Annotated in this window: 16 protein-coding genes and 1 pseudogene; 16 read left to right on the forward strand and 1 reads right to left on the reverse strand. The window is 49.1% G+C overall.

The features are described from left to right. Positions 1-38 precede the first annotated feature (38 nt). The 11 genes from EC604_RS22195 (at position 39) to EC604_RS22245 (ending at position 16,693) form a co-directional block, all read left to right on the forward strand. Positions 39-1,451: an alpha-L-fucosidase gene (locus EC604_RS22195; protein ID WP_123066221.1), complete on the forward strand. Its 1,413-nt coding sequence runs from the start codon at positions 39-41 to the stop codon at positions 1,449-1,451. A 347-nt stretch (positions 1,452-1,798) separates the two neighbouring features. Next, complete coding sequence (locus tag EC604_RS22200; RefSeq protein ID WP_429351819.1) at positions 1,799-2,743, forward strand: ABC transporter permease; 945 nt, start codon at positions 1,799-1,801, stop codon at positions 2,741-2,743. Positions 2,744-2,758: 15 nt separating this feature from the next. Further along, entirely contained in the window at positions 2,759-3,667 is a 909-nt protein-coding gene (locus tag EC604_RS22205; protein ID WP_240037099.1) for a carbohydrate ABC transporter permease, read from the forward strand. A gap of 135 nt (positions 3,668-3,802) precedes the next feature. After that, positions 3,803-5,437, forward strand: a complete 1,635-nt coding sequence (locus EC604_RS22210; RefSeq protein ID WP_123066223.1) for an extracellular solute-binding protein — start codon at positions 3,803-3,805, stop codon at positions 5,435-5,437. 171 nt (positions 5,438-5,608) lie between these two features. After that, the gene (locus EC604_RS22215; RefSeq protein WP_161557006.1) at positions 5,609-7,834 is read left to right on the forward strand and encodes a helix-turn-helix domain-containing protein; all 2,226 of its coding nucleotides are present in this window, start codon (positions 5,609-5,611) and stop codon (positions 7,832-7,834) included. Positions 7,835-7,889: 55 nt separating this feature from the next. Then, positions 7,890-10,205, forward strand: coding sequence for a glycoside hydrolase family 3 N-terminal domain-containing protein (locus tag EC604_RS22220; RefSeq protein ID WP_123066263.1), 2,316 nt, complete (start codon positions 7,890-7,892; stop codon positions 10,203-10,205). Further along, complete coding sequence (locus EC604_RS22225; protein WP_123066225.1) at positions 10,202-13,498, forward strand: alpha-mannosidase; 3,297 nt, start codon at positions 10,202-10,204, stop codon at positions 13,496-13,498. The genes EC604_RS22220 and EC604_RS22225 overlap by 4 nt, the downstream gene beginning before the upstream one ends. Positions 13,499-13,816: 318 nt before the next feature. Continuing rightward, a complete protein-coding gene (locus EC604_RS22230) occupies positions 13,817-14,692 on the forward strand; it encodes a sugar phosphate isomerase/epimerase family protein (protein WP_123066226.1) in 876 nt (291 codons plus the stop codon). An 11-nt stretch (positions 14,693-14,703) separates the two neighbouring features. Beyond that, on the forward strand, positions 14,704-15,576 hold the full coding sequence (locus EC604_RS22235; RefSeq protein ID WP_123066227.1) for a sugar phosphate isomerase/epimerase family protein: 873 nt from the start codon (positions 14,704-14,706) through the stop codon (positions 15,574-15,576). A 190-nt stretch (positions 15,577-15,766) separates the two neighbouring features. Beyond that, on the forward strand, positions 15,767-15,994 hold the full coding sequence (locus EC604_RS22240) for a DNA-binding protein (RefSeq protein ID WP_090924231.1): 228 nt from the start codon (positions 15,767-15,769) through the stop codon (positions 15,992-15,994). Between the two features lie 270 nt (positions 15,995-16,264). Then, positions 16,265-16,693 (forward strand): VOC family protein, encoded by a 429-nt coding sequence (locus EC604_RS22245; RefSeq protein WP_123066228.1) that lies wholly within the window; start codon positions 16,265-16,267, stop codon positions 16,691-16,693. A gap of 146 nt (positions 16,694-16,839) precedes the next feature. Here EC604_RS22245 and EC604_RS22250 read toward each other — a convergent pair whose 3' ends face one another. After that, on the reverse strand, positions 16,840-17,760 hold the full coding sequence (locus tag EC604_RS22250) for a hypothetical protein (RefSeq protein WP_123066229.1): 921 nt from the start codon (positions 17,758-17,760) through the stop codon (positions 16,840-16,842). A 241-nt stretch (positions 17,761-18,001) separates the two neighbouring features. On the opposite strand from EC604_RS22250, the gene ytxJ reads away from it, so the two are divergent. From ytxJ to kdpB, 5 genes and pseudogenes are all read left to right on the forward strand, one after another. Further along, on the forward strand, positions 18,002-18,541 hold the full coding sequence (ytxJ, locus tag EC604_RS22255; RefSeq protein WP_240037101.1) for a bacillithiol system redox-active protein YtxJ: 540 nt from the start codon (positions 18,002-18,004) through the stop codon (positions 18,539-18,541). A gap of 230 nt (positions 18,542-18,771) precedes the next feature. Further along, positions 18,772-19,969 (forward strand): annotated as a pseudogene (locus EC604_RS22260) (helix-turn-helix domain-containing protein). Positions 19,970-20,290: 321 nt separating this feature from the next. Further along, positions 20,291-20,368, forward strand: a complete 78-nt coding sequence (locus tag EC604_RS31075; protein WP_090924284.1) for a potassium-transporting ATPase subunit F — start codon at positions 20,291-20,293, stop codon at positions 20,366-20,368. Positions 20,369-20,463: 95 nt separating this feature from the next. Next, entirely contained in the window at positions 20,464-22,137 is a 1,674-nt protein-coding gene (gene kdpA, locus EC604_RS22270; RefSeq protein WP_123066265.1) for a potassium-transporting ATPase subunit KdpA, read from the forward strand. 144 nt (positions 22,138-22,281) lie between these two features. Next, on the forward strand, positions 22,282-24,375 hold the full coding sequence (gene kdpB, locus EC604_RS22275; RefSeq protein WP_123066231.1) for a potassium-transporting ATPase subunit KdpB: 2,094 nt from the start codon (positions 22,282-22,284) through the stop codon (positions 24,373-24,375). The last annotated feature ends 38 nt before the right edge of the window (positions 24,376-24,413 follow it).

Raw genomic sequence — 24,413 nt, forward strand, 5'->3', positions numbered from 1 at the left:
ACAACGTCAGAAATTTCAACTAAAGGAGATGCTTTATTTTGACTCAAACCAATCCCCCCCTGCCAGAGCAGGAAGAGCACATCGTTGAAGCAGGCGTACACAACTTTAGCAAAGAAGACGAATGGGTAAAGCCGGAAGACCCACTGCTGCTGGAGCGGCTGGAGTGGTTCAAAGATCAGAAGCTGGGTTTGATGATGCACTGGGGACCGTACTCGCAACTCGGCTTGGTGGAATCGTGGGCACTGAGCGATGAGGATGGCGACTGGTCGCGGGATGATGTGGACTGGACGGACGACATGGAGGATTTCAAACGTGAATATTTTGACCTGAACAAAACCTTCAATCCGATTCGGTTTCAGCCTGAGGAATGGGCACAGATGGCTGCAGACAACGGCTTTAAATATTTCCTGTTTACGACCAAGCACCATGACGGCTTCTGCATGTGGGATACCAAAACAACCGATTACCGGATTACGGACAAAGATACGCCGTTCCACAAACACAAATATGCTGATATCTGCCGGGTATTGTTTGACGCCTTCCGAGCGAAGGGGCTCGGCATCTCGGCGTACTTTTCCAAAGCAGACTGGCATACCCCATATTACTGGGCACCGGGCATGGAGCGTGGACGGCATATGTGGCGCGGGCCTTCTTATGATCCACACAAGTATCCCTGGATGTGGGAAAAGTTCGTGGAGTTCACCCACGAGCAGATCATGGAATTGCTGACGAATTACGGACGGATCGAGTGTCTGTGGCTCGATGCAGGCTGGGTACGTGAAGGCCGCCACGGTCAGGATATCCGGCTTGGTGAAGTGGTCGAACGGGCGAGAAAGAGCACGCAGCCTTGGCTTCTGTCGGCAGATCGCACCGTTGGCGGGCCGTATGAGAATATCGTCACCCCGGAGCAGACGATCCCGGAGCATCCGATGAATATTCCGTGGGAGAGCTGTATTACCGTTGGGCACTCTTTTGCTTTTGGCTTCGATGATCAGTATAAATCGGGACGGCAGCTTGCACATATTTTGCTCGAAGTGGTATCCAAAGGCGGGAATCTGGCACTGAATGTCGGGCCGCAGCCGGACGGACGTCTACCCAAAGGGGCAATTCGAGGTATTCAGGGACTTGGCGAATGGCTGAACACACACGGTGAAGGGATCTATGGTACCCGCATTTGCGCACCGTATTACACGAAGGAGTGGGCATTTACACAGAAAGAAGATATCCACACCGTCTATGCCTTCCGCATCTATCGCAACGAGAATGAGAGCCTAGAAGAGCGACTGATCATTCCTTATGTGGAAAAGGTGGAGAGAGTTGAACTTATCGGTACGAATGACGTACTTTCGTTTCAGCAAACAGAAGAAGGGCTGATCGTGGTGCTACCACGATCCGCTACAAACAGTGAAGCACCCATCACTCATACATTTAGATTAATCACCAAATCATAAAAACATATGTCAATTCCGGGGGAGATATGGGCGCCTCCGGAATTTTATTTTTTATACATAGAAAGTACAGATACCCATAGTGCATGGCTTTAAATGCTTGCTCCACAAGGGTTTTTGGAATAAAGAGAGGTCGGAGAAAATTGCAAATTGATCCAAAAGCACTCGGCAATGTACTATCAAATCAAGAAAGCGCTACCTGATATGATTGTTAACATTGATTGGATTATTAGCATCAAATGAGCGTCAAGAACTAACGTTTAAGGGATGTAAATGTAATGTATTATTACACTTGAGGCCTAGAAGGAGTGACGCAAATGAGTCGAGGTACAGAAAGCATACCTGCGAACATGGAGCTGCAGCAATTACGTCAGACAGCGCCCAAACAGCAGCATCCGTTCATTAAAAGCTTCAAAAAGCACTGGGAGCTGTACCTGCTTGTGCTGCCTCCGGTGTTGTATCTATTGATCTTCAAATACATTCCGATGGTAGGGGTGCAGATTGCCTTTAAGGATTTCAGTGTCGTAAAAGGCATCTGGGGCAGTCCATGGGTGGGGCTCAAACATTTTGAAGCTTTCTTCGATTCCCCGAACTTTTGGCTGCTGATCAAGAACACTATTGGCATCAGCTTCTATTCCCTCATTGCCGGTTTCCCTATACCGATCTTGCTAGCCTTGGCGCTGAACGAGATTCGAACGGGTTACTTTAAAAAGACCGTACAGATGGTTACGTATGCACCGCATTTTATCTCCACCGTTGTCATGGTATCCATCATTATTCTGATGCTTTCCCCCCATGTGGGCGTTGTAGACAAGTTATTTAGCTGGCTGGGTTTCCCGATGACCAACTTTATGGGGATTCCCGAATATTTCAAATCAATCTATGTCTGGTCCGGGGTATGGCAGGGTATGGGGTACTCCTCGATTATATACATCGCGGCTCTGGCGGGCGTTGATCCTTCTCTATACGAAGCGGCCAAGATGGACGGTGCCTCAAGGTTGCGGAAAATATGGCACATCGACCTTCCAACTCTTGTTCCGGTCACCGTAATCATGTTGATTCTAAGTCTGGGCAGCATTATGGGCGTTGGCTTCGAAAAAATATACCTCATGCAGAATCCGCTGAATACGAGCGCTTCGGAGGTCATCTCCACGTACGTGTACAAGGTCGGTCTGATCGGAGCGAATTTCAGCTTCTCCGCGGCAGTTGGTTTCTTCAACTCCATCATTAACCTGATTCTGCTGGTCATCGTCAACAGCATTTCCCGCAAAGTATCCGAGAACAGCTTGTGGTAAAGGAGGAGCATGTCCATGTTTAATCTGATGAATCGGAACCGAATTAAAGACCCGGTTGGCGACCGTATTTTCATGACTATCAACTATATCTTTCTGATTGCCATTCTGTTAACGGTGTTCTACCCGCTCTTGTACATCGTCAGCTCCTCATTCAGCTCGTCACGCGCCGTAACATCCGGCCAAGTGTGGCTGTTCCCGGTTGATTTTAACATCAAGGCGTACATCTCCATTTTCAAAAGCCAGCAACTCATGCTCGGGTTTTACAACACGATCATTTACACCGTAGTCGGTACGTTCATCAACGTTGCACTGACTGTTATGCTGGCTTACCCGCTCTCCCGCAAGTCGTTCTACGGACGGGGAGCCATCATCATCTTCATGATGATTACGATGTTTTTTGACGGGGGTCTGATTCCGACCTACCTGCTGATGAAAGACCTGCACCTGCTGGATACCCGCTGGGCGATGTGGCTTCCCGGAGCACTTGCCGTGTTCCAGGTCATCGTTGCGCGCACCTTTTTCCAGTCGTCAATCCCCGAGGAGCTTGGTGAAGCTGCCGAGATGGACGGATGCCGGGATATCCGCTACCTGATCAGCGTTGTGCTGCCGCTCTCCAAACCGATTCTGGCGGTGATGACCCTGATGTACGCCGTCGGTCACTGGAATGCATACTTTGATGCACTCATCTACTTGCGCTCCGAGAAGTTGTTCCCGCTGCAATATGTGCTTCGTAACTTGTTAATTCTGAATGCGGCTGATCCGGCCATGCTCGCAAATACAAGTCAGCAGATGAGGGATCAAGGGTTCGAGCAGGTGCTGAAATATGCGCTGATTGTGGTCGCCAGTATTCCGATTCTGATCATGTATCCTTTTGTCCAAAAACACTTTGTCAAAGGGGTTATGGTCGGTTCACTTAAAGGATAGATGGTAGCCGGTTCTTGAAAGGAGGTGGGGGCACACGCCGGCTTCCGGGATTGGTTTTTGAAACTTATAGAACCTATATCAACCCGTACAGCTTAACCAAAGGTTTGCCGTTATGAACAAAAAGGAGGAGTCAGCTTGAGAAAATCCTGGATTTCAATTTTGTGTCTGATCTTCGCTTCGGTGACGATATTGTCCGCATGCAGTTCATCTGAAAAAGCGGGTACAGGTAGTGAGGGGAGCGGCGAGAGCGGCGGTCCTGTAACGATGACTTTTTTTGCTCCGCAAGGTAAAGCGCCGATGGAGGACAATGAATTCACCAAGTTTATCGAAAAAAAGTTCAACGTGACCTTGAAATGGGACCTGGCCCCGACAGACGCTTTGCAGGATCGCAGACAATTGCTGCTAGCCAGTGGGGATTATCCTGAAGTGTTCCTGCACGGCAAGTTCACCACCTCGGATCTTCAAACCTATGGTAAACAAGGCGTGTTCCTTCCGCTTCAAGACCTGATCAAGCAATATGGCCCGAACCTCACCAAAGTGATGGAAGAGAAGCCTTATTTTAAGGATGCCATAACGGCACCGGACGGTAACATCTATGCACTGCCTATTTTTAATGAATGTTACCACTGTACGTATGCGCAGAAATATTGGATCAACAAAGAATGGCTGGATAAGGTGGGGCTGAAAATGCCAACGACGACCGACGAACTGTATACCGTTCTGAAGGCGTTCAAAACCCAAGACCCGAACGGCAACGGCAAAGCCGATGAGATCCCGCTCACAGGTGCACCGAACAAGTATGTGTGGAACGGCAACATTGATGCTTACCTGATGAACAGCTTTATATACAACGATAACGATAAATACCTGATCGTGAACGACGGCAAGGTCAGCTTTGCCGCCAATCAGGAGGGATGGAAGAAGGGGCTGGAGTACATGCACAAGCTGTACGCGGATGGCCTGATCGACCCGGCTTCCTTCACACAGAATGACCAGGCGATTGGTCAACTGGGGAATAAAGAAGGCGACGAAGTGGTTGGCTCCATTACAACGGCACTGGTCAGCTATCTGGTGAATACGTATGACAAAAAGATTACCCGTCACCAGCACTGGGAGATCGTGCCTCCACTCAAAGGGCCGGATGGTGTGCAGACGACGGGAGCAACGCAAAGTGTGGGTGAATTTGAATTTGCCATTACCAACAAAGCGACCGAAGCACAGCAGATCGCAGCCATCAAAATTGTAGATTACATGTTCAGTGAAGAGGGTGCACTCTACGCAGAGTATGGCCCGACCGAAGGCAAGGGATGGAAGAAAGCAGACCCGGATGAGAAGAACATCAATGGGGAGCCTGCCAAGTACAGCTATTACAACCTGCCTGAACGTGATCCAAACGTGGTTGTGAACGAGAGCTGGTCACAGATCGGTGCGCATGACTTGTCCAACACGTTCCGTAACTTGTTTGCAGAAGGTCAAGACCCGCTGTCTGCTGAAGGATACGGTACAAGGCTTGCTCAGGCGACGAAAGTATATGCTCCATACGCTCCCAAAGAAGTATATCCTGCCAACGTATTTATTCGTCCAGAGGATACCGAGACCGCGGCTCAGCTGACCACCGCAATCAAAGATTATGTACAGACGAATATGGCTCAGTTCATCATCGGCAGCAAGAGCATTGATAAGGATTGGGACTCGTACGTGAAAGGTTTCGATGGACTTGGATTGAGCAATTATCTGGATATTTATCAGCGTGCAATTGAGAAAAAGTAGTATATACGGACTGTCCCGCCTGTCACCCGTGACCGGGGCAGTCTTCTCCTATGACAACCCCACGTCATTCGATATAATGAACGCATAATTATGAAAAATTTGTGAACAGAGGCAAGGTGCAAGTGGTTTGTCGTCATGCAACATGAAATGGATTGGTGGGGGGGCGCGGAGATGAACAACAATTGGTTCAGACGTTTGCTGTTATCGTATTTGCCTATTTTTTTTATTGTGACGACGATTTTATTTTTTATTTTCTTTCAGGTATTTAACGAACAGAACCGAAGGGAAGCACTTAAGGCCAATGAATTTTTGGCTTCACAGGTGACACAGTATCTGGATAATTCCTTGCGTTCCATTGATTTCAAGGTACTGCGCGAGATTTTGACCAACTCTAATCTGAAAAATTATTTCTCGGTATCTGGCAGCGAGGATGTCTATGCCGGCATTCAGGCAGTTAAGGTCATCGATGAATTGAAGATAGAATATCCGCTGATCGACTCGGTCTACCTGGTCAGGTACAGCGATAACACCGTTTTTAGCAATGGCAAGGCCGTTCCGATCAACGAGTTTCCCGATGCAGTCTTTATTGCAGACAGCCGGACGAGAGATGAGCAGAAGTGGGTCGGCGCACGGTCATTCAAGGCGTTTCCTTCCCAATCGGCGGAGCAGGTCATTACGATTGTGCGGAATGTCGGGAACGGTAGAGGTCTTGTAGTGACCAACGTGGAGTTGAACACGCTACAAAAATCTATTATGCAGATGTACGACCCTGAATTTACGTTTGTGAACATCTATAACCGATCCGGTGGAAGTCTCTGGCATGGTGGTGCGCCTGATGCTGAGATGCTTGCTTCCAAGCCAGTTTCCGCTTCGGGAGAGGTATTCTCTGAATTCACGTCCAGCTATAGTGGCTGGAAGGTGCAGACGGGGCTAAATAACGGGAAAATCATCAAGTTTACGCTGCAATTTTATAATATCTGGTTTATTTTCGCTGTCGCTGTTGTGCTGATCGGGGTTGTATGGGTCGTCTATGTGACACGCAGAAACTATAAACCGATCCAGCAGATTGTTACCTTAATTCAGACTGTATCTTCACAGAAACCGTCAGCATTGAACTATGGCAAGGAGAATGAATTCCGTTTCATTCATACTACACTGGAGCGCATGATCGACCAGACGAAGCAATATCAGGAGGAGCATGAAGAGAATATGATTTTGCAGAAGAAGGTCTTCTTTCAGGAACTGCTGGAAGGTACGCGGGATTACACATGTCATGAGTTATCTGCGGAGATGAGCAAGTTCAAGCTGCCGGAATTAGAGCATCGCTGGGCTGTGATGGTGGTGGAGATGGATCGATACGATGTATTTATGGATGAGTATCATCAGCAGGATCAAGCCCTCCTGAAATTCGTGCTGTCGAGCATTTTGCAGGAAAGTGCACGGCAAGAAGGAACCGAGGTATGGGCGGAGTGGGTTTCAAGTCAGCGACTGTACGCCATCCTCTGGCTGCCTGAGACGGAACGGTCGGAAGAGACGGAAAAGCAGTTGCTCAGCGGATATCTGGATCGGGTTGGTCAGTATTTGAACTTTACCGTCACGATTGGTGTGGGCAGGGTTGCCGTGGATATTCGCGGACTTCGGGCTTCGCTTAAAGAGGCTGTGCATGCCCTGGAGTACAAGGCGGTTCTGGGCACCAATCGGATCATACCGTGCGGAGATGTACCGAGTTCGACAAATGATGTGTATGAGTTTTTAAAGACTATCTCCTTGCTAGTGCAGGCGATGCGGCTATCAGACGATGCTTGGGAACAGCATTTTGAACGGCTGTTTAAGCAGATTCGCGAGTCCGTTCTGTCTCGTCAGGAGATTATGAACACGGTCCAGCTGTTGTTCCGGCATTATAATCGTGAATTTGCCGAGCTTCCACGCGAATATCAGGAGTCATGGGCGGCGATATTTACGCCATTGCTGCCACGGCTGGAAGGTTGGGAGACGCTGGATGATCTGCGCGAGCTGTGCCTGGAAGGGTTCCGTGAACTGGCGCGGCAGATGGAGACACTGCAATGCTCTCGTAAACATCGATCACATATTCTGGAGATTCGCAAATATATCGAGGAGCATTACAACAATCCCGATCTGTCGCTGAATTACCTTAGTGATCTGTTCGATATCAATCCGAAGTATCTGAGCAAGCTTTTCAAAGATGAGATTGGCGAGAAATTCGTGGATCTGCTCATCAGTCACCGGATCGAAAAAGCGAAACAGCTCATGCAACAGACGGACAAAGCGATCCAGGAGATCAGTGAGGAAGTGGGATATACGAACTACAATTCCTTCAACCGTGCTTTTAAAAATGTCGTTGGCATGGCTCCAAGTGACTATCGAAAGGCGATGTAAGCTCCACGTATGACCAACTCACAGGCAGGAGGAGAATGTGCATATGCAAACGCAAATGGGCTACAAAGATGTATCACTTCCCATTCAGGAGCGGGTACAGGATCTGCTCGAACGAATGACCATCGCGGAGAAGATCGGGCAGTTGATCCAGCCTATGGGGTGGAAAACGTACAAGAAAGCGGCAGATGGCTCGGTGCAGGTGACGGAAGAGTTCGAGGCAGACATGGCGCGGGGTGGTGTCGGCTCATTGTATGGTGTACTCAGGGCAGATCCATGGACGGAAGTAACTTTGGGGACAGGGCTAACGCCCCGGCAAGGTGCGGTGGCAACGAATGTCATTCAGCAATATGCGATAGAGCGTTCCCGATTAGGGATTCCGATTCTGTTCGGAGAAGAGTGTTCCCACGGGCATATGGCAATTGGTGCAACGGTCTTCCCTGTGCCGCTCACGGTAGGAAGTACGTGGAATATCGATCTGTATCGCAGGATGTGCGAGGCGATCGCTGTGGAAACCCGGAGTCAGGGCGGTGCAGCCACGTATTCTCCGGTGCTGGATGTCGTTCGTGACCCGAGATGGGGACGAACGGAGGAATGTTTTGCCGAAGACGCTTATCTCATCGGGCAGTTTGCTGTGGAAGCCATTCATGGATTGCAGGGAGAGCGGCTTGATTCAGATCGAACGGTAGTGGCGACACTCAAACATTTTGCGGCGTACGGCAGTTCAGAGGGCGGGCGCAATGCAGCGCCAGTGCATATGGGAATGCGTGAATTGCATGAAATCGACCTGCTTCCGTTCAAACAAGCGGTGGAAGCCGGAGCCTGCTCGGTCATGACGGCCTATAACGAGATCGATGGTGTGCCGTGTACGTCCAGTACGTATCTGCTTCATGATCTTTTGCGGGAGAAGTGGGGTTTCGACGGATTTGTCATTACCGATTTTGGCGCGATCCAGATGCTGGTGAACGGACACAACACGGCAGAGGACGGAGAGCAAGCCGTGGCGCAGTCCCTGCGGGCAGGTGTAGATATGGAGATGTCCGGATTCATGTACCGCAAACATCTGGCACAGGCGCTTGAACAGGGTTTACTGGAAGAGGCAGAGCTGGATGTGGCGGTGCAACGGGTGTTGGAGATGAAATTCAGGCTCGGTTTGTTTGAGCAGCCATATGTTGATCCTGATTTTGCAGAACAGGTTATCGGGTGTGAGGAGCATGTCGGGGTTGCGCGGGAGGTGGCACAAGAGGGAATTGTCCTGTTGAAAAATGAAGGACATTTGCTTCCGCTTGCTGCTCAGGGAACCAAACTGGCTGTGATCGGGCCGAACGCCAACCATATCTATAATCAGCTCGGAGACTATACCTCGCCGCAGCCAAGGGAGCAGATTGTGACGGTGCTGGATGGTATCACGCGCAAACTCGGTGGGACGGATACTGCTCAGGTGCTGTATGCACCCGGATGCCGGATCAAGGGTAATTCGAGAGAAGGCTTTGCACAGGCGCTTGCATGTGCGGAGCAGGCTGATGTCATCGTTATGGTGATGGGCGGATCGAGTGCTCGCGATTTTGGCGAAGGTACGATTGATCTGCGGACAGGGGCATCCGTGGTAACCGATGATCCGTGGAATGACATGGAGTGCGGGGAAGGCATTGACCGTTCCTCATTGAACCTGATGGGTGTACAGCTGGAACTGGTGCAGGAAATACATAGACTGGGGAAACCGGTCGTTGTGGTGTATATTAACGGGCGCCCTATTGCCGAACCCTGGATCGATGAGCATATTCCGGCCATTCTGGAAGCATGGTATCCGGGGCAGGAGGGGGGCAATGCCATCGCAGATGTACTGTTCGGGGACGTGAATCCATCGGGACGACTGACCGTATCCATTCCTAAACATGAAGGTCAGCTTCCCGTGTACTATCATGCGAAACGGACGCGCGGCAAGCGATACTTGGAGATGGAGCTAACGCCGCAATATGCTTTCGGACATGGGCTTAGCTACACGGATTTCAAGTACGACAATGTACGAGTGACACCGGAAGTGATTGAGCCGAACGAGGAGGCACAGGTGCAGGTCGAAGTGACGAATGTGGGTGCCGTGGCAGGCAAAGAGGTCGTTCAGCTGTACATTAGCGATGTGTCGGCTTCCGTTACCCGGGCTGAAATCGCCCTGAAAGGTTTTTGTAAAATCCATCTGGAGCCAGGTGAGACCCGAACCGTAACGTTTCCTGTGCAAAAAGAACATCTCGCACTGATCGACTCCCGTCTTCAGTCTGTGGTGGAACCGGGTGAATTCAAGCTGATGGTCGGACGCAGCTCTGCGGACTGGACGGCTTGCAGTCTGCGTGTACAACAGGTGGAGGTGAAGGAATGATCCGAATTCAGCGGTTTATCGAAGATTTGAAGCAGAAGCAGTGGCTGGAAGTCGTTGAACTTCCCGAGTGGCAGATGCAGCGCGCTCGATATATTCGGCCAGGAGAATACGAGTATGAGCTGGAAGGAAACGGAGCGATCCAGCCTTTAAATCCCTTGAACAGCACGCACGGAACGACGTATTTTCTGAGCAAAAGAATTGAGGTTCCCCAAACATGGCGGGGTGAGGCTATCGGATTCATTTTTGAAGCGGGTGGGGAAGGGTTGTTGAAGGTCAACGGTGTTCCTTATCACGGGCTGGATCGCAACCATACCTTCGTTCCCCTGCCGATAGAACGTGTGGGATTAGCGCCGAAGCTGGAGATCGAGCTGTATGATCCCATCCCGGAGCCGCATGATCCCTTGAATCGACAAGCGGTGATCCAGCCTCCGATCCAGGGGATACGAGCGGCACTGGTGCATGTGAATCAACCGTTGCAGAGCCTGATGTACAGCATAATGGTGCTTTCCGAGTCGTTACAGGCTTTACCGGAGAAGGATCTGAAACGTATAACACTGTTACGGACCATGCATCAGGTGATGGATGAGATGTATCATGATCCGGTACGCTGGCAGGATGGCGTGTGGTTGCAAGAACTGGAACAGAGGATAGCCCAGACTGTGGAGCGGGAAGACTCCGAGCAGCACCGAAGCGGGTTTATGCATCTGGTTGGACAGTCTCACATTGATGTGGCCTGGCTTTGGCCTGTTCGAGAGACCGTGCGCAAATCGAGCCGGACGTTCTCTACGATGTGTACGCTAATGGATACGTATCCGGATTTTGTGTACTCCCAGAGCCAGCCTCAACTATATGCTTTTGTAAAGGAGCATTATCCCGAGCTGTATGAACGGGTGAAGGCACGTATTGCCGAAGGGCGCTGGGAACTGGTCGGTGGCATGTGGGTGGAGCCGGACTTGAACATTCCGAGCGGCGAGTCCTTGGTGCGCCAGATTCTGTACGGACAGCAGTTCTATCAGTCGGAATTCGGCAAACGTTCAAATATTGAATGGCTGCCGGATACGTTTGGATACTGCGCTTCACTGCCTCAGATTCTGAGGCTTGCCGACATTCCTTATTTTATGACCACCAAATTGAACTGGAATGATACGAATGTGTTTCCGTATGATCTGTTCGACTGGGTGGGGATTGACGGTACCTCGGTGCTGTCTTACCTGAATCATGGTGTAAATGAACATACGCGTCCCAAAGATATGCATGAACACTGGCAGTCCTACAAGCAAAAAGACGTTCATGCGGAGCAGATGCTACTTTATGGACACGGCGATGGCGGCGGCGGTGTGACGAATGAGATGGTGGAGTTTGCGGAGCGTTCTCACCTGATGGCAGGGCATCCGATCAGTCAATTCAGCACGGCGGGAGCCTTTTTTGAAGGGATTGCAGCGAGTAAACCAACACTGCCGAAGTGGCATGGTGATCTGTATCTGGAGCTGCATCGCGGTACGTACACCACCCACGCGCGGAATAAACGCAGCAACCGCAAGGCCGAGGTGCTCTATCGCGAAGCAGAAATATGGAGCCAGTGGGATCAGAAACGCAGTCGGATGCTGGATCACAAGGAAGTGCTCGAAGAAGGCTGGAAGCTGATCATGCTGAATCAGTTCCATGATATTATTCCGGGTACGTCGATTCCCGAAGTGTATGTAACTTCTGCTGAGGAGTATACGAAGGTGTTTGCGCTTGGTGATGAAGTGCTGCAGGGGTCACTCGATGCTCTCACGGATAACATTGCAACGAATGAAGTACCAGGTAAGCCGTACGTTATATTCAACAGTCTTGGCTGGGAACGAAATGAAGTGATCTGCATCTCAGGTGGAGCCGAATTAGCTGCATTGAAGGCGTATGACCGTCAGGGGAAACGGTTGATTAGTGAAATTGAGCAAGGTGCAGATGGGGTTCGTCTGCATGTTCTTGTTCCTTCGATTCCTGCCTTTGGGTATAACACCATATGGCTGCGCGAGGCAGAAGATGAAATACTGCGTGTAGAAGTAGGGGGAGCAGAGCTGGAAGCCGAAGCAAAAGAAGAAGTAGAACGATATGCAAAAGAAGAAATAGCGGTAACCGTAGAACAGGGAGCGGATAGCGCATTAGGAGCAACAGGTGAGGTCGACATCCCAGTAGGGAAAAGAACAACAGATGCAGTTTTAGAAGTGGGTTCAGCGATCCCAAAGACGGCTAAGCTTGAGCAAATACCTGCATGTTGGGAAACCGAGTTCTATTTGCTTGAATTCAACGACTTGGGTGAGATCACAAGATGGTATGACAAGACCGTAGGGCGTGAATGGTTGAAGCCGGGCGACCGAGCGAATGAGTGGCAGTTTTTCCATGACAAACCGACGTACTGGGATGCATGGGATATAGACCCCCGGTTTGAATCTCAACGTGCGGGGGGTGTGCAGCTGATTTCCAGAGAGGTTGTGCAACGCGGCTCTGTACAGGATGTACTGCGGTTCCGCTGGAAGCTGAATGATTCCGAGATTAGCCAGGATATGATTTTAGTTCATCACCAGCGGCGCATTGATTTCAAAACCCGGCTCGATTGGAAAGAAAGTCACAAGCTGCTCAAAATAGCGTTTCCGGCAGATCTGGTGGCGGCCAAAGCAACCTATGAGATTCCGTTTGGCGCTTTGGAGCGGGCAACGCATAACAATACGAGCTGGGAACGGGCACAGTTCGAGGTGTGTGGGCACCGCTGGGCTGATCTTTCGGAGGGCAATAGTGGTATCAGTTTGTTGAATGATTGCAAGTATGGCTACGACGTTAAGGATCGCACCATTCGTCTTTCGCTGCTGCGAGCGCCAAAATGGCCGGATATACATGCCGATCAAGGGCAGCATGAATTCACATATTCCGTGTTGCCGCATGAAGGAGACTGGCGTCAGGCGAATGTGGTACAGCGTGCGATGGAACTGAATCATCCGGTACAGGTGTTTGCGTCTACACCACATGCGGGCGAGAAGTCTTCAAAACACAGCTGGGTTCAGTTCGACAGTGAGCATATTATTTTGGATACGATCAAGGTGTCGGAGGACGGATCAGGAACGGTACTGCGTTTCTATGAATCAACCGGAGGCCGGGAGACAATACAGGTGCAGTGGAATGAGCAAAATGTGAGTGCGTCTATCATCAATCTGTTAGAAGATGAACTGGAGTCGCTTTCTTGCGAGGGTGGAGCGTTTAAACTGACGTTTAAGCCCTATGAAATCAAGTCGGTAAAGCTTGTGCCATCAAGTTGATACGATATAAGTTGAACTATTCATTTACACTATAACGGAGAGGACAGAAAAAACCTGAAAAAGCGAAGCGCTCGCCTAAAAGCTTTCTGCAAGAAAGCTACATCGGAAGCATATGCTTATCACCGGATTTCCCCTTTGGAAAAGGGAATCAAAAAAATCTGGGGATAACAGCGATTGGAAGGTTATTCTGTCATCGGAGTGTTCCGTGTAAAAACCTTTAGTTCAACTTATATAGCATGATTTTTGAATTCACGGATGCACGATGGATTGAAACGTCAAAGAGCGGCATAACTCATCTAATCTCATGGGAGGTACGACATGAAATTAACCAATAAGATCGGTGTAATCGTGGACAGTTTTGGCGTAGGTGTGCGGGAAGGACTGTTGAAAGCCAAGGATGCAGGTGCAGAAGGCGTTCAGATCTACGCGGTGAAGGGGGAGATGGACCCGGCAAATCTGTCGCTTGCGGCTCGTAAAGAGCTTCGCAGCTATATAGATGGTTTGGGTCTTGAGATTTCAGCCTTGGTTGGTGATCTGGGCGGTCACGGCTTTCAAGTGAAGGAAGACAATGCATGGAAAGTGGAAAAGTCTAAGCGAATTGTTGATCTGGCTCTTGATCTGGGCACAAATATTGTGACCACACATATCGGTATTGTCCCTCATGATCCTTCTTCCAAAGTATACGAAACACTGTACGCTGCCTGTGAGGAGCTGGGACAGTACGCCAAAAGTGTAGGTGCCTACTTTGCCATCGAGACGGGGCCGGAAACGGCTGCGGATCTCAAAGGTTTTTTGGATACCCTCTCTACGAACGGGGTATCGGTTAACTTTGACCCGGCGAACATGGTAATGGTGACAGGGGATGAGCCGGTGCAGGGTGTGAAGTTGCTCAAGGATTATATCGTGCATACCCATGTGAAGGATGGCTTGCGTCTGAAAGAGGTTGATCCACGGGACGTGTACGGTGCTGTGGGTTACGCTCCGATGGATCATGAGAAAATTGCCGAAATGGTAGCTTCCGGTGCTTTTTTCCGCGAAGTACCGCTCGGTGAGGGAGCTGTTGATTTTGATGCTTATTTTGCCGCGCTGCAGGAGATTGGTTACACAGGGTATCTGACCATTGAGCGCGAAGTAGGAGACCAACCGGAAGTGGATATTCGCAAAGCCGTGCAGTTCATCAAACAATATCGATAGGAGTGGAGCGGATGAAGGTAGGTTTGAGCACGTACAGTTTGTTGAATGATCTGAATTCGGGAGCCATGACGGTACTGGATGTAATCGACTGGATTGCAGCGAACGGCGGCGAGCACATGGAGATGGTTCCCTACGGATACACGGTGGAGGATAATCATGAACTGGCGGATGCGATTCGGGAGCGAGCCGCAGCAGCTGGGATTGAACTGTCGAATTATTCGATGCCGGCCGACTTTGTGCAGGAGACAGAAGAGGCTTTTGAAGAAGAGATGGCTCGGATTAAAAGACATGTGGATGTCGCACACCGGATGGGTGTCAGGCATCTGCGCCACGACGTTACTGCATTCAGGCTGCCCAAGGAGAGCACGACCATTGCCTGGTTTGAACAGCACCTGCCGCTGATGGTTAGGGGAAGCCAGATCATTGCCGATTATGCTGCACAGTACGGGATGATCACAACGATTGAGAATCATGGGTTCAGTGTGCAGGCTAGTGATCGGGTTCAGCGTGTGCTGCAAGCCGTAGATCGGCCAAATTTTAAAACAACACTGGATATTGGCAACTTCATGTGTGTAGATGAAAACCCGATTATCGGTGTGATGAAAAATCTGCCGTACGCTTCGCTTATTCATTTTAAAGATTTCTACTTCCGTCCGTATGATGAGCATCCGGGGGAAGGGGAGTGGTTTACCACGACCTATGGTAACTTCCTGCGGGGTGCGATCGTGGGTCAAGGGGATATCCCCATTCGCAAAATCGTCAAGCTGATCAAAGATTCCGGTTACGATGGCAACATCACGGTGGAGTTCGAAGGCATGGAGGAATGCAAAGCCGCTTCCAAAATCGCCATGGACAATTTGCGCCGTTTCTGGGATGAAGCATAGAGGGAACGTATACAAGGGATTAGGAACAGAGCCGTGTTTTTGCGGCTCTTTTTGTCATATACAGCATACGAATTAGGAGATCATTTCGTAGTGCCATAAAGAGGAATAAGTGACGATAATCACAAGTATGCTATACTGAATATACGCAGCCTGAAAATCACTGGCTATGGATAGGAGAGATCGTGAATCTATGCAGGTATTTGAGGACTGGAACCAAAAGGTAAAGAAGACGTTCAACGCAACGAATCCCGAAGTGGTATTGACGGTAACTGAGGCGGGCAGCCTGCTAGGGCTGAGTAAAGACCAGATGAAGTTATACGTGGATAAAAACAAACTCACCAAAGTACCTATTATGAGAAGTGTGCATCGATATCTTTTGTTAAAAAGTGAAATTGATCGCATTGTGCAGGCACAATAAATGAGTAGGAAAAAGGCAAACAGTCTTAGTTGACCGGGGTAATAACTGAATAGAACATTTATAGCCATTTGACCGACAGTTCTCGGGAGAGTGGCTTTTTTCTTGAATAGAGCAAAGAATGGGAGAAGAAGATGTTGGGAAATATAGCTCAGTAACGGTCACCGTATAGAGTGGAAGTTTGTGCTTGTCAAAGGGCAATTCGTTCCTATATACTCATGTCGAAAGTGGCCTGACCCATAAACTACACGAATCCAAGGAGATGAACAATCCATGGCAATTAGCTTGAGTGTGTACCTTGTAACCAACGGTAACGGGCGTGAAGCTGTCGAGTTCTATAAAAATGCATTTGGTGCGGAAGTGCTTGCGATGCAGACGTTTGGAGAAGGACCATCCAGCCCGGATCATCCGATTCCACCAGAAGCCAAAGACTGGATTATGCATGCGTCTCTGCAAATCGGCAGTTCGGTGCTGATGTTATCGGATACGCTACCTGGTATGCCTCACACCATTGGGGATAATGTCACAATTACGGTCAATACGGATACGGCTGAGGAAGCGAAGAACATTTTCGGTAAACTTGAAGTGGGCGGTAAAGTGCATTTGCCGATTCAAGAAACGTTTTGGAGCCCGGCTTACGGTAATGTAACCGATAAGTTTGGTGTGCTATTTCAAATCAGCGCAACTCCTGGACAAGCGTAGAGACAGTTATAGGCCGGGTATATGTGCTAAATATCAAGCATCGAACCATAAAATACGTAATAACTAAATAACTAGCTGAAAAAAACCTCCAGTCGCTACATAATGCAGCGTGGAGGTTTTTTGTGTACTTTTTTTATAAAAGAAAACTAATCTTCCTTCTGAATCTTGGACGGGTTATTGATTTTGTATGGTACCGGATTACGGGTTAGTTTCTTTTTGATGATTTTAGCTTCAAAGGTTAGCACGTCGCCAACTTCTAATTCCTGTTTCTTCATCGTCGCACTGTGACTGGACCAAGCCTCTCCAACCTCAATGACATCAGGCTCCGTAATGGTTACAGACTCATAAATGATAACTTCATCGTCATTGTCCGAGAAATGGTTGGGTACTGTCGTAAACTCCTTAACCACTCCGCTCATCTTCACTTTGCCTTCGGGCAGATCGATTTTAACGGCTTTTGTTTTCGGTGCAGCTTTGGTTTTGGGTTTGGTTTCTGAAGTCGCATTGGCATTGTTCCCTGCCTGAGGCCCAATGTATTCCTCCACCAATCCGTCAGGATCACCTTTGAGCTCGGAGAAGGAATCTAGCCCATCCATGTCATCCTCGGGATCAACCAGCTCGGCTGGCGAGCCGTCCTGAGCAGATGTTTCAGCGGGATCAGGGGCTTTTGCCGTTTTAGGTTTAACGCCTGCAGCAGTAGCCGGTTCTTCAACTTCATCTACAGCAGCTATCCCATTACTTTGCTCTGCGTAGCCCTGTTCCGTTCCCGTCTCTGCTCCCGCTCCGCTTAATCCTCTGGTGCTGTAGCCCGAAGCCTGCATTTCTTTGAGATAGGATGGGTGAATGCAATGTTTTTGCCCATGATCCAGCTCGATTACAGCTGTCATGTGATCCACAAAGCCTAGAATGGTGCAGGGCAGATTCAGCCCGTTGCCTTTATAGTAAAATGTTTTGAGCTTAGTCGCTTTGGCCGAAATTAGACCCCATTCCTGACACTTGGCAATTAACTCAGGCTCGTTCTCCAGTGAATAATATTCCGGTGGTTCAATTGTAAAAGCGTATGTCATATTGGATTTCCGCCTTTCAGTTGCTCTTATGTTCATCGTTTCCAAATTACCATCAGTGTAACACAATTATGTACCCGAAAGATGCAGATTCTGAAAGCTTGTGTGCAGGGCTGTGCTATAATTTGAACAAAATATCAGATAGAAACATGATCATTGGAATATTCAGAAAAAGCCTTTTTAGTCATTTGATTTATATAGCTTCGAATCGCTTGATTCATACGTAGAGAAAGGATGACTTGATGTGGAGAAAAAGGTAAATCATCAGGCACTTTGGCTCGGAGTCGGTGTGGCACTTGGTGCAAGCTTTGGTACAGCTACGGGACAGATTGGGCTGGGCATTGCTTTTGGCGCCGCTCTCGGCGTGGTGATCGGTTCCGTGGTCAGTAAACGCACAGGTGCCGATTCACATGAGATGTTAAGCGAGCATGTTCTGGAACTGCATAAAATGGAGGATTGGCAAGAGGTTCTTCATCGTTCGCAGGAGCATCCGGTGCTGCTTTTGAAACATAGCACGACTTGTCCTGTAAGTGCGCGAGCATATAGAGAGTTCATGGCTTTTGTCGGCACGAATGCATCTGATCCCAAACAGACGATGGAATATCGTATGGTGAAAGTTATCGAGAACCGTCCATTATCTCGCCGCATCGCGGAAGAGACCGAGGTTCGCCATGAATCGCCGCAGGTGCTGCTACTCGATCAGGGGCAGGTTATCAAACACGCTTCACATGGACATATCACCAAAAAACGACTGACGCAATGGGCGCAGAATCCGTTTGGGTAGGGATAACTTATTCCATAGGTCTATATAAGTTCAACGAATTTTTTACACAGAAACGGAGGGGACAGAAAAAACCTGGAAAAGCGAAGCGCTCGCCTTTATCAGCGGATTTTTCCCGTTAAAAAGGGAATCAAAAAAATCTGGGGATAACAGCGATTGGAAGGTTATTCTGTCATCGGAGTGCTCCGTGTAAACATTTTTGTTTAACGTATATATTAAAGGAGGAAAACCGTGTGTTCATGGGTGAAAATCTGACCAATCTGCGCATTATGCATGTTTATTCGAGAAAGGAACTTTCCGAAAAACTGGTGTGACCGAGCAGGCGGTCTGGCAGTATGAAAATGCGTACACTTCCCCCAAAGTCCCTATCGTTAATGAATTGAAACGTATTTTCAGTGTAAAGAGCAAGTACTTTTACGAGAAGGACAAATTAACGGAGCGTAATAACCAGGGTAACATCAACGTGATGAACATTGCGTATCGATCCAAAGTGATGAATGTGATCTCCAAGACACAGACAGAGGCAAAACATGTGGAGTATCTGGATACCTTTGTAAACTATATTACTGCTCGGATCAGCCTTCCCACCTTGAAGATTATCCAGCTCAGGGAAGAAGCGATCCAGTACATGAATCACTCGCAGGATGATCGCAAAGCCCAGATTCAATATGTTGCAAAGCTTGCGCGGGAGCGACTGAATCTGGAGCAGACAACGAATGAAAACCTGATGTTCTGGATTGAAAAAAGCGGAGTGTGCGTCTTCGAGAAGGCTATTGGCGAGGGGATCGATGCCTACAGTCTGTGGACAAAAGAGGATCGCCCTTTCATCATCTTAGGCAACATTAAACGCTCTGCCGTGCGTAGAAATTTTGATATCGCTCATGAGCTTGGTCATTTGTTGCTTCACTATCGTCTGGAGTTCATAAATCTGGATCGGAAAGAGCATAAGGCCATTGAAAATGAAGCCAATCTGTTTGCAGGTGCATTTTTATTACCAGAAGAAGAATTTACACAGGATATGCAGAGGCCATTTCCCAACTAACCAATCTCGACCAATATCTTGATTTAAAAAATAAATGGAAGACATCCTTGCAGGTGTTAGGATACCGTGTAGCGGATCTGGGATTGATGGATGCCAAAGCACGCCGTAATTTTTATGCTGCCATGCATCGAAGGGGATATTTGGAGAGAGAGCCGTTTGATCAGACGATTCCTTTGCAGACACCTATGCGGGTTCGGACGATCATTGATCTTCTTGCTAATAAAGGCCTGGTTGATATTCGGTATATAGTCGAGCAGGATTGGAAAGTAGAGACATCTTTCTTTCATCATATGACCGGAATCAAGCCAGAGTTTTTCAACAAATATATGAAAAGTAGCCCGAATGCCAAGATTCGTGATATGCAGGGCAAGACTACCCGCAGTTCTTAAAAAAGGGATGACCTAATCCATGTAATCCTAGATGGATATGCATCCACGAAAGACCCGTTCTTTCAGCTGATCGCTGAGAAGAACGGGTCTTTTTTACGCTTTTTTTACAGCATCGGTAGCATTTCTTTACCCCCTTTTTACAGCGATTCGTATTACGATTTTACCTGTAGCAAGCAAGGTGAACGGTAGAGAAGAGAGGGATGAAGGGCGCATGGTGAACGATGCAACGATGATTGGACTGATCGTACTGCTGTTTGCGGTGTTTTGGGCGTTTGTAAAATTTTGCGAGAAGGCCTGAGGGCAGGAAGGAAGGGCGAAAAGATGATTTTCATCGGCGTAATTGTCATGGCTCTGATTGTCTATCTCGGGTACGTGCTGGTGAAGCCTGAGAAATTTTAACGTAACTGTTCAGATAATGTGCTTGTAGCTGAGATAAATAGCAGGTTAGTAGGAAACACCAAGGTTGGAATTAGGGAGGACATGCAGATATGGGTATCGGTGTAGTGCAAGTAGCGGTCACGCTACTCATCATATTGCTACTGGTGAAGCCAGCAGGCGGTTATTTGGTGAAGGTATTTGACAGGCAGCGAACGGGACTTGATCGTGTATTTGGCGGGCCGGAGCGATTATTGTATCGGCTGATGGGTGTACGGGAAGATGAAACGATGGGGTGGAAAAAATATCTGTCTGCCGTGCTCATCTCCAATGCGGTCATGCTGATCCTGATGTTTCTGGTGTTACGGCTGCAAAAGTTCCTGCCCCTCAATCCGGATGGGATCGATAATATGCCGGCAGCGCAGGCCTTTAACACAGCCGCCTCGTTTATGACCAATACCAACTGGCAGTCCTATACGGGCGAGAACGCTCTGTCGTATCTGTCACAACTGCTGGCGGTAACGTTTCCGATGTTCACCTCGGCGGCAACAGGATTTGCGGTAGCGATTGCTTTTATTCGCGGATTAGTAGGCCGCCGGGATGATCTGGGTAACTTTTATGTCGACCTGGTTCGGTCGATTACTCGTATTTTTTTACCGCTCAGCTTCATCGTGGCCTTGTTCCTTGTATTTCAAGGGGTACCGCAGACGCTGGCCGGTGCGGTGAACGCAACCACGCTGGAGGGTGCACAGCAGACCATTACCCGCGGATTAGTGGCTTCGCTGGAGTCGATTAAACACATTGGAACCAATGGCGGGGGCTGGTTCGGCACCAATGCGGCGCACCCCTTTGAGAATCCAACCGCACTGAGCAATCTGGTGCATATCGTTTGTATGATGTTGTTGCCGACAGCGCTGGTGTATGCATTTGGCATGATGGTGAACAACCGAAAACAGGGCTGGGCATTGTTTGCCGCTATGGGATTGTTGTTCCTAGTGATGTTGACAACGGTGTTTGTATCCGAGTATCACGGAGTGCCTGCGCTGGATGCAAATGGACTACAAACCAATATGGAAGGTAAAGAGGTCAGGTTTGGTATTTCCGAATCGGCTTTGTTTACGGCTGTAACTACGGCGGCAACGACGGGGTCGGTGAACAACATGCATGAGTCACTCACTCCGCTTGGGGGATTGGTTTCTCTTGCTCAGATGATGCTGAACAATGTATTTGGCGGCAAGGGTGTAGGTTTGTTGAATGGTCTGCTGTATGTGATCATTGCGGTCTTTATCTGCGGGTTGATGGTCGGCCGGACACCGGAGTTTCTAGGCAAAAAGATTGAAGGCAAGGAGATCAAGCTGGCCTGTATCGCGCTGCTGATCCATCCGTTGATTATTCTTGCTCCAACCGCACTCGCTTTAATACGGCCGGAGGCCGTAGCTTCCATTTCCAATGGCGGTACACATGGGCTAACCGAGGTACTGTACGCTTTTGCCTCAGGTGCGGCCAATAACGGATCGGCTTTTGCCGGACTGAATGCCAACACGGACTTTTACAACATTACTATAGGGATTGTCATGTTGCTGGGAAGGTATATCTCGATGATTGCCATGCTGGCGATCGCAGGTTCACTTGCCGTGAAACGGGTTGTCCCTGTCACCACAGGAACGTTGCGGACGCATACACCGCTATTCGCTGGCATTCTGGTCATGATGATTGTGGTCGTAGGTGCGCTGACATTCTTCCCTTCGCTGGCTCTTGGTCCTATTGCAGAGCATTTGGCGATGGTGCGATGAGTGGCAGGTGAACGATACGAGGTGGTGTTAGGTGAAAAAGCGGCGAATGAGTAAGCCAGCGGAGCGACAGCGACACACCCAATAAATATGGAAGCAAGGCAAAGGGTTGAAGTAAGCACGTATAGTATGGAGGTGGCATTCACAATGAATGCATTGAAACAAAACAAAGAACAAATTCATCAACGCCACAACCGCGTTCAGCATCATTCTGGGTCGAAACGATCTTTAAATAAACCCATGTTGCTCCAGGCCATGCGAGATGCATTCAAAAAACTGAATCCGATGGTCATGATCAAAAATCCAGTCATGTTTATCGTGGAAGTCGGCACATTCATTACCTTGCTATTATGTATTGACCCCAATCTATTCACCGCGTCCGATGCAGGGCGAGGATACAATGTGGCTGTATTTTTTATTTTGCTCTTCACGTTGCTATTTGCCAATTTTGCCGAGGCACTGGCTGAAGGGCGGGGCAAAGCACAGGCTGACACCCTGCGTAAGACCAAATCGGATACGATAGCCTATCTAATGCAGAAAGACGGAACTGTGAAACAAGTCGCTTCGACAGAGTTGAAAAAGGGAGACCTCGTCCGTGTGGAAGCCGGGCAGCTCATTCCAACGGACGGTGAGATTATCGAAGGTTTGGCCTCTATTGATGAATCGGCCATTACAGGGGAATCGGCCCCGGTAATCAAGGAAGCCGGAGGCGATTTCTCTTCAGTCACCGGAGGTACACGGGTGACCTCCGATTACATCATCATGCGGGTGCAGACCGATCCCGGCGAATCATTCCTGGATCGAATGATCTCTCTCGTAGAAGGCGCACAACGTCAGAAAACACCAAACGAGATCGCCTTGACTACCTTGCTAGCTGTTTTAACACTAATCTTCCTGATCGTCATTTTGACGATGGTTCCTATGGCAAATTATCTCGGCATCCGGCTCGATCTGGCTACCTTGATTGCTCTGCTTGTCTGCCTGATTCCAACCACCATCGGCGGCCTGCTGTCCGCCATCGGGATTGCTGGCATGGATCGGGTGACACAGTTTAACGTGCTCGCCATGTCAGGGAAAGCAGTGGAAGCGGCTGGCGATATCGATACGTTGATTCTGGACAAAACAGGCACGATCACATACGGCAACCGGATGGCTTCTGAATTTATTCCGGTTCAGGGCGTGACTGTACCTGAGATGACATTGGCGGCACTTCAAGCTTCAGTGCGAGATGAAACACCAGAAGGTCGTTCCGTCGTCGAACTTGCAAGTAAGCAGGGGCAGAGCTGGGAGGAAAGCAACTACACAAATGCCGATCGTATCGAGTTTACTGCGGAAACACGTATGTCTGGTCTGAATCTGAGTGATGGAACGAAAATCCGCAAAGGCGCGGTAGATGCAATCAAGCGGTATGTGACCTCCGAAGGTGGACGTGTACCGGGTGATCTGGACGAAATCGCGACACGGATTGCAAAGGCCGGGGGGACACCGCTGGCGGTAGCGATCCATAACCGAATTTATGGTGTGATTTATTTGAAAGATACCGTGAAACCCGGTCTCAAGGAGAAATTTGCCGAGATGCGTGCCATGGGTATCAAGACAATAATGTGCACCGGTGATAACCCCCTGACAGCAGCGACGATCGCACTGGAGGCGGGGGTGGATGATTTTATAGCGGAAGCGAAGCCTGAGGACAAGATTGCGGCGATCAAAAAAGAACAGCAGGAGGGCAAACTTGTCGCCATGACAGGCGACGGCACCAATGATGCTCCTGCTCTGGCGCAGGCCGATGTGGGCCTGGCGATGAATTCTGGAACGATGGCAGCCAAAGAAGCGGCCAACATGATTGACCTGGACTCTGACCCGACCAAGCTGTTGTCGGTAGTCTCCATAGGCAAGCAGCTGCTGATTACGCGCGGCGCACTGACCACCTTTTCCATATCCAACGATATTGCCAAATACTTTGCCATCATTCCAGCGATGTTCATTCTCGCCATGCCACAGCTTCAGGCACTGAACATTATGAATCTCTCTTCACCGCAATCTGCAATTCTGTCGGCATTGATCTTCAATGCGATTATTATTCCGTTGCTCATTCCGATTGCGATGAAAGGCGTGAAATATCGTCCGATGTCTGCCGAACGGCTGCTGAGCCGCAACGTGTTCATCTATGGTGTTGGCGGTGTGATTGTACCGTTTATCGGGATCAAGCTGATTGACCTGGTTTTGTCAGGTTTGATGTAAATGTCATTGTAGCTGTGAAGTACAGGTGAGATGTCATT

This window comes from Paenibacillus amylolyticus (assembly GCF_003719335.1).
Taxonomy (GTDB): Bacteria; Bacillota; Bacilli; order Paenibacillales; family Paenibacillaceae; genus Paenibacillus; species Paenibacillus amylolyticus_D.

Bases quoted from the DNA above. Each gene is read 5' to 3' on its own strand.
- EC604_RS22200 (WP_429351819.1), top strand. From the start codon at position 1,799: ATGGAGCTGCAGCAATTACGTCAGACAGCGCCCAAACAGCAGCATCCG.
- EC604_RS22205 (WP_240037099.1), top strand. From the start codon at position 2,759: ATGTTTAATCTGATGAATCGGAACCGAATTAAAGACCCGGTTGGCGAC.
- EC604_RS22215 (WP_161557006.1), top strand. From the start codon at position 5,609: ATGAACAACAATTGGTTCAGACGTTTGCTGTTATCGTATTTGCCTATT.
- EC604_RS22220 (WP_123066263.1), top strand. From the start codon at position 7,890: ATGGGCTACAAAGATGTATCACTTCCCATTCAGGAGCGGGTACAGGAT.
- EC604_RS22225 (WP_123066225.1), top strand. From the start codon at position 10,202: ATGATCCGAATTCAGCGGTTTATCGAAGATTTGAAGCAGAAGCAGTGG.
- EC604_RS22230 (WP_123066226.1), top strand. From the start codon at position 13,817: ATGAAATTAACCAATAAGATCGGTGTAATCGTGGACAGTTTTGGCGTA.
- EC604_RS22235 (WP_123066227.1), top strand. From the start codon at position 14,704: ATGAAGGTAGGTTTGAGCACGTACAGTTTGTTGAATGATCTGAATTCG.
- EC604_RS22240 (WP_090924231.1), top strand. From the start codon at position 15,767: ATGCAGGTATTTGAGGACTGGAACCAAAAGGTAAAGAAGACGTTCAAC.
- EC604_RS22245 (WP_123066228.1), top strand. From the start codon at position 16,265: ATGGCAATTAGCTTGAGTGTGTACCTTGTAACCAACGGTAACGGGCGT.
- EC604_RS22250 (WP_123066229.1), bottom strand. From the start codon at position 17,760: ATGACATACGCTTTTACAATTGAACCACCGGAATATTATTCACTGGAG.
- EC604_RS31075 (WP_090924284.1), top strand. From the start codon at position 20,291: ATGATTTTCATCGGCGTAATTGTCATGGCTCTGATTGTCTATCTCGGG.
- kdpB (WP_123066231.1), top strand. From the start codon at position 22,282: ATGAATGCATTGAAACAAAACAAAGAACAAATTCATCAACGCCACAAC.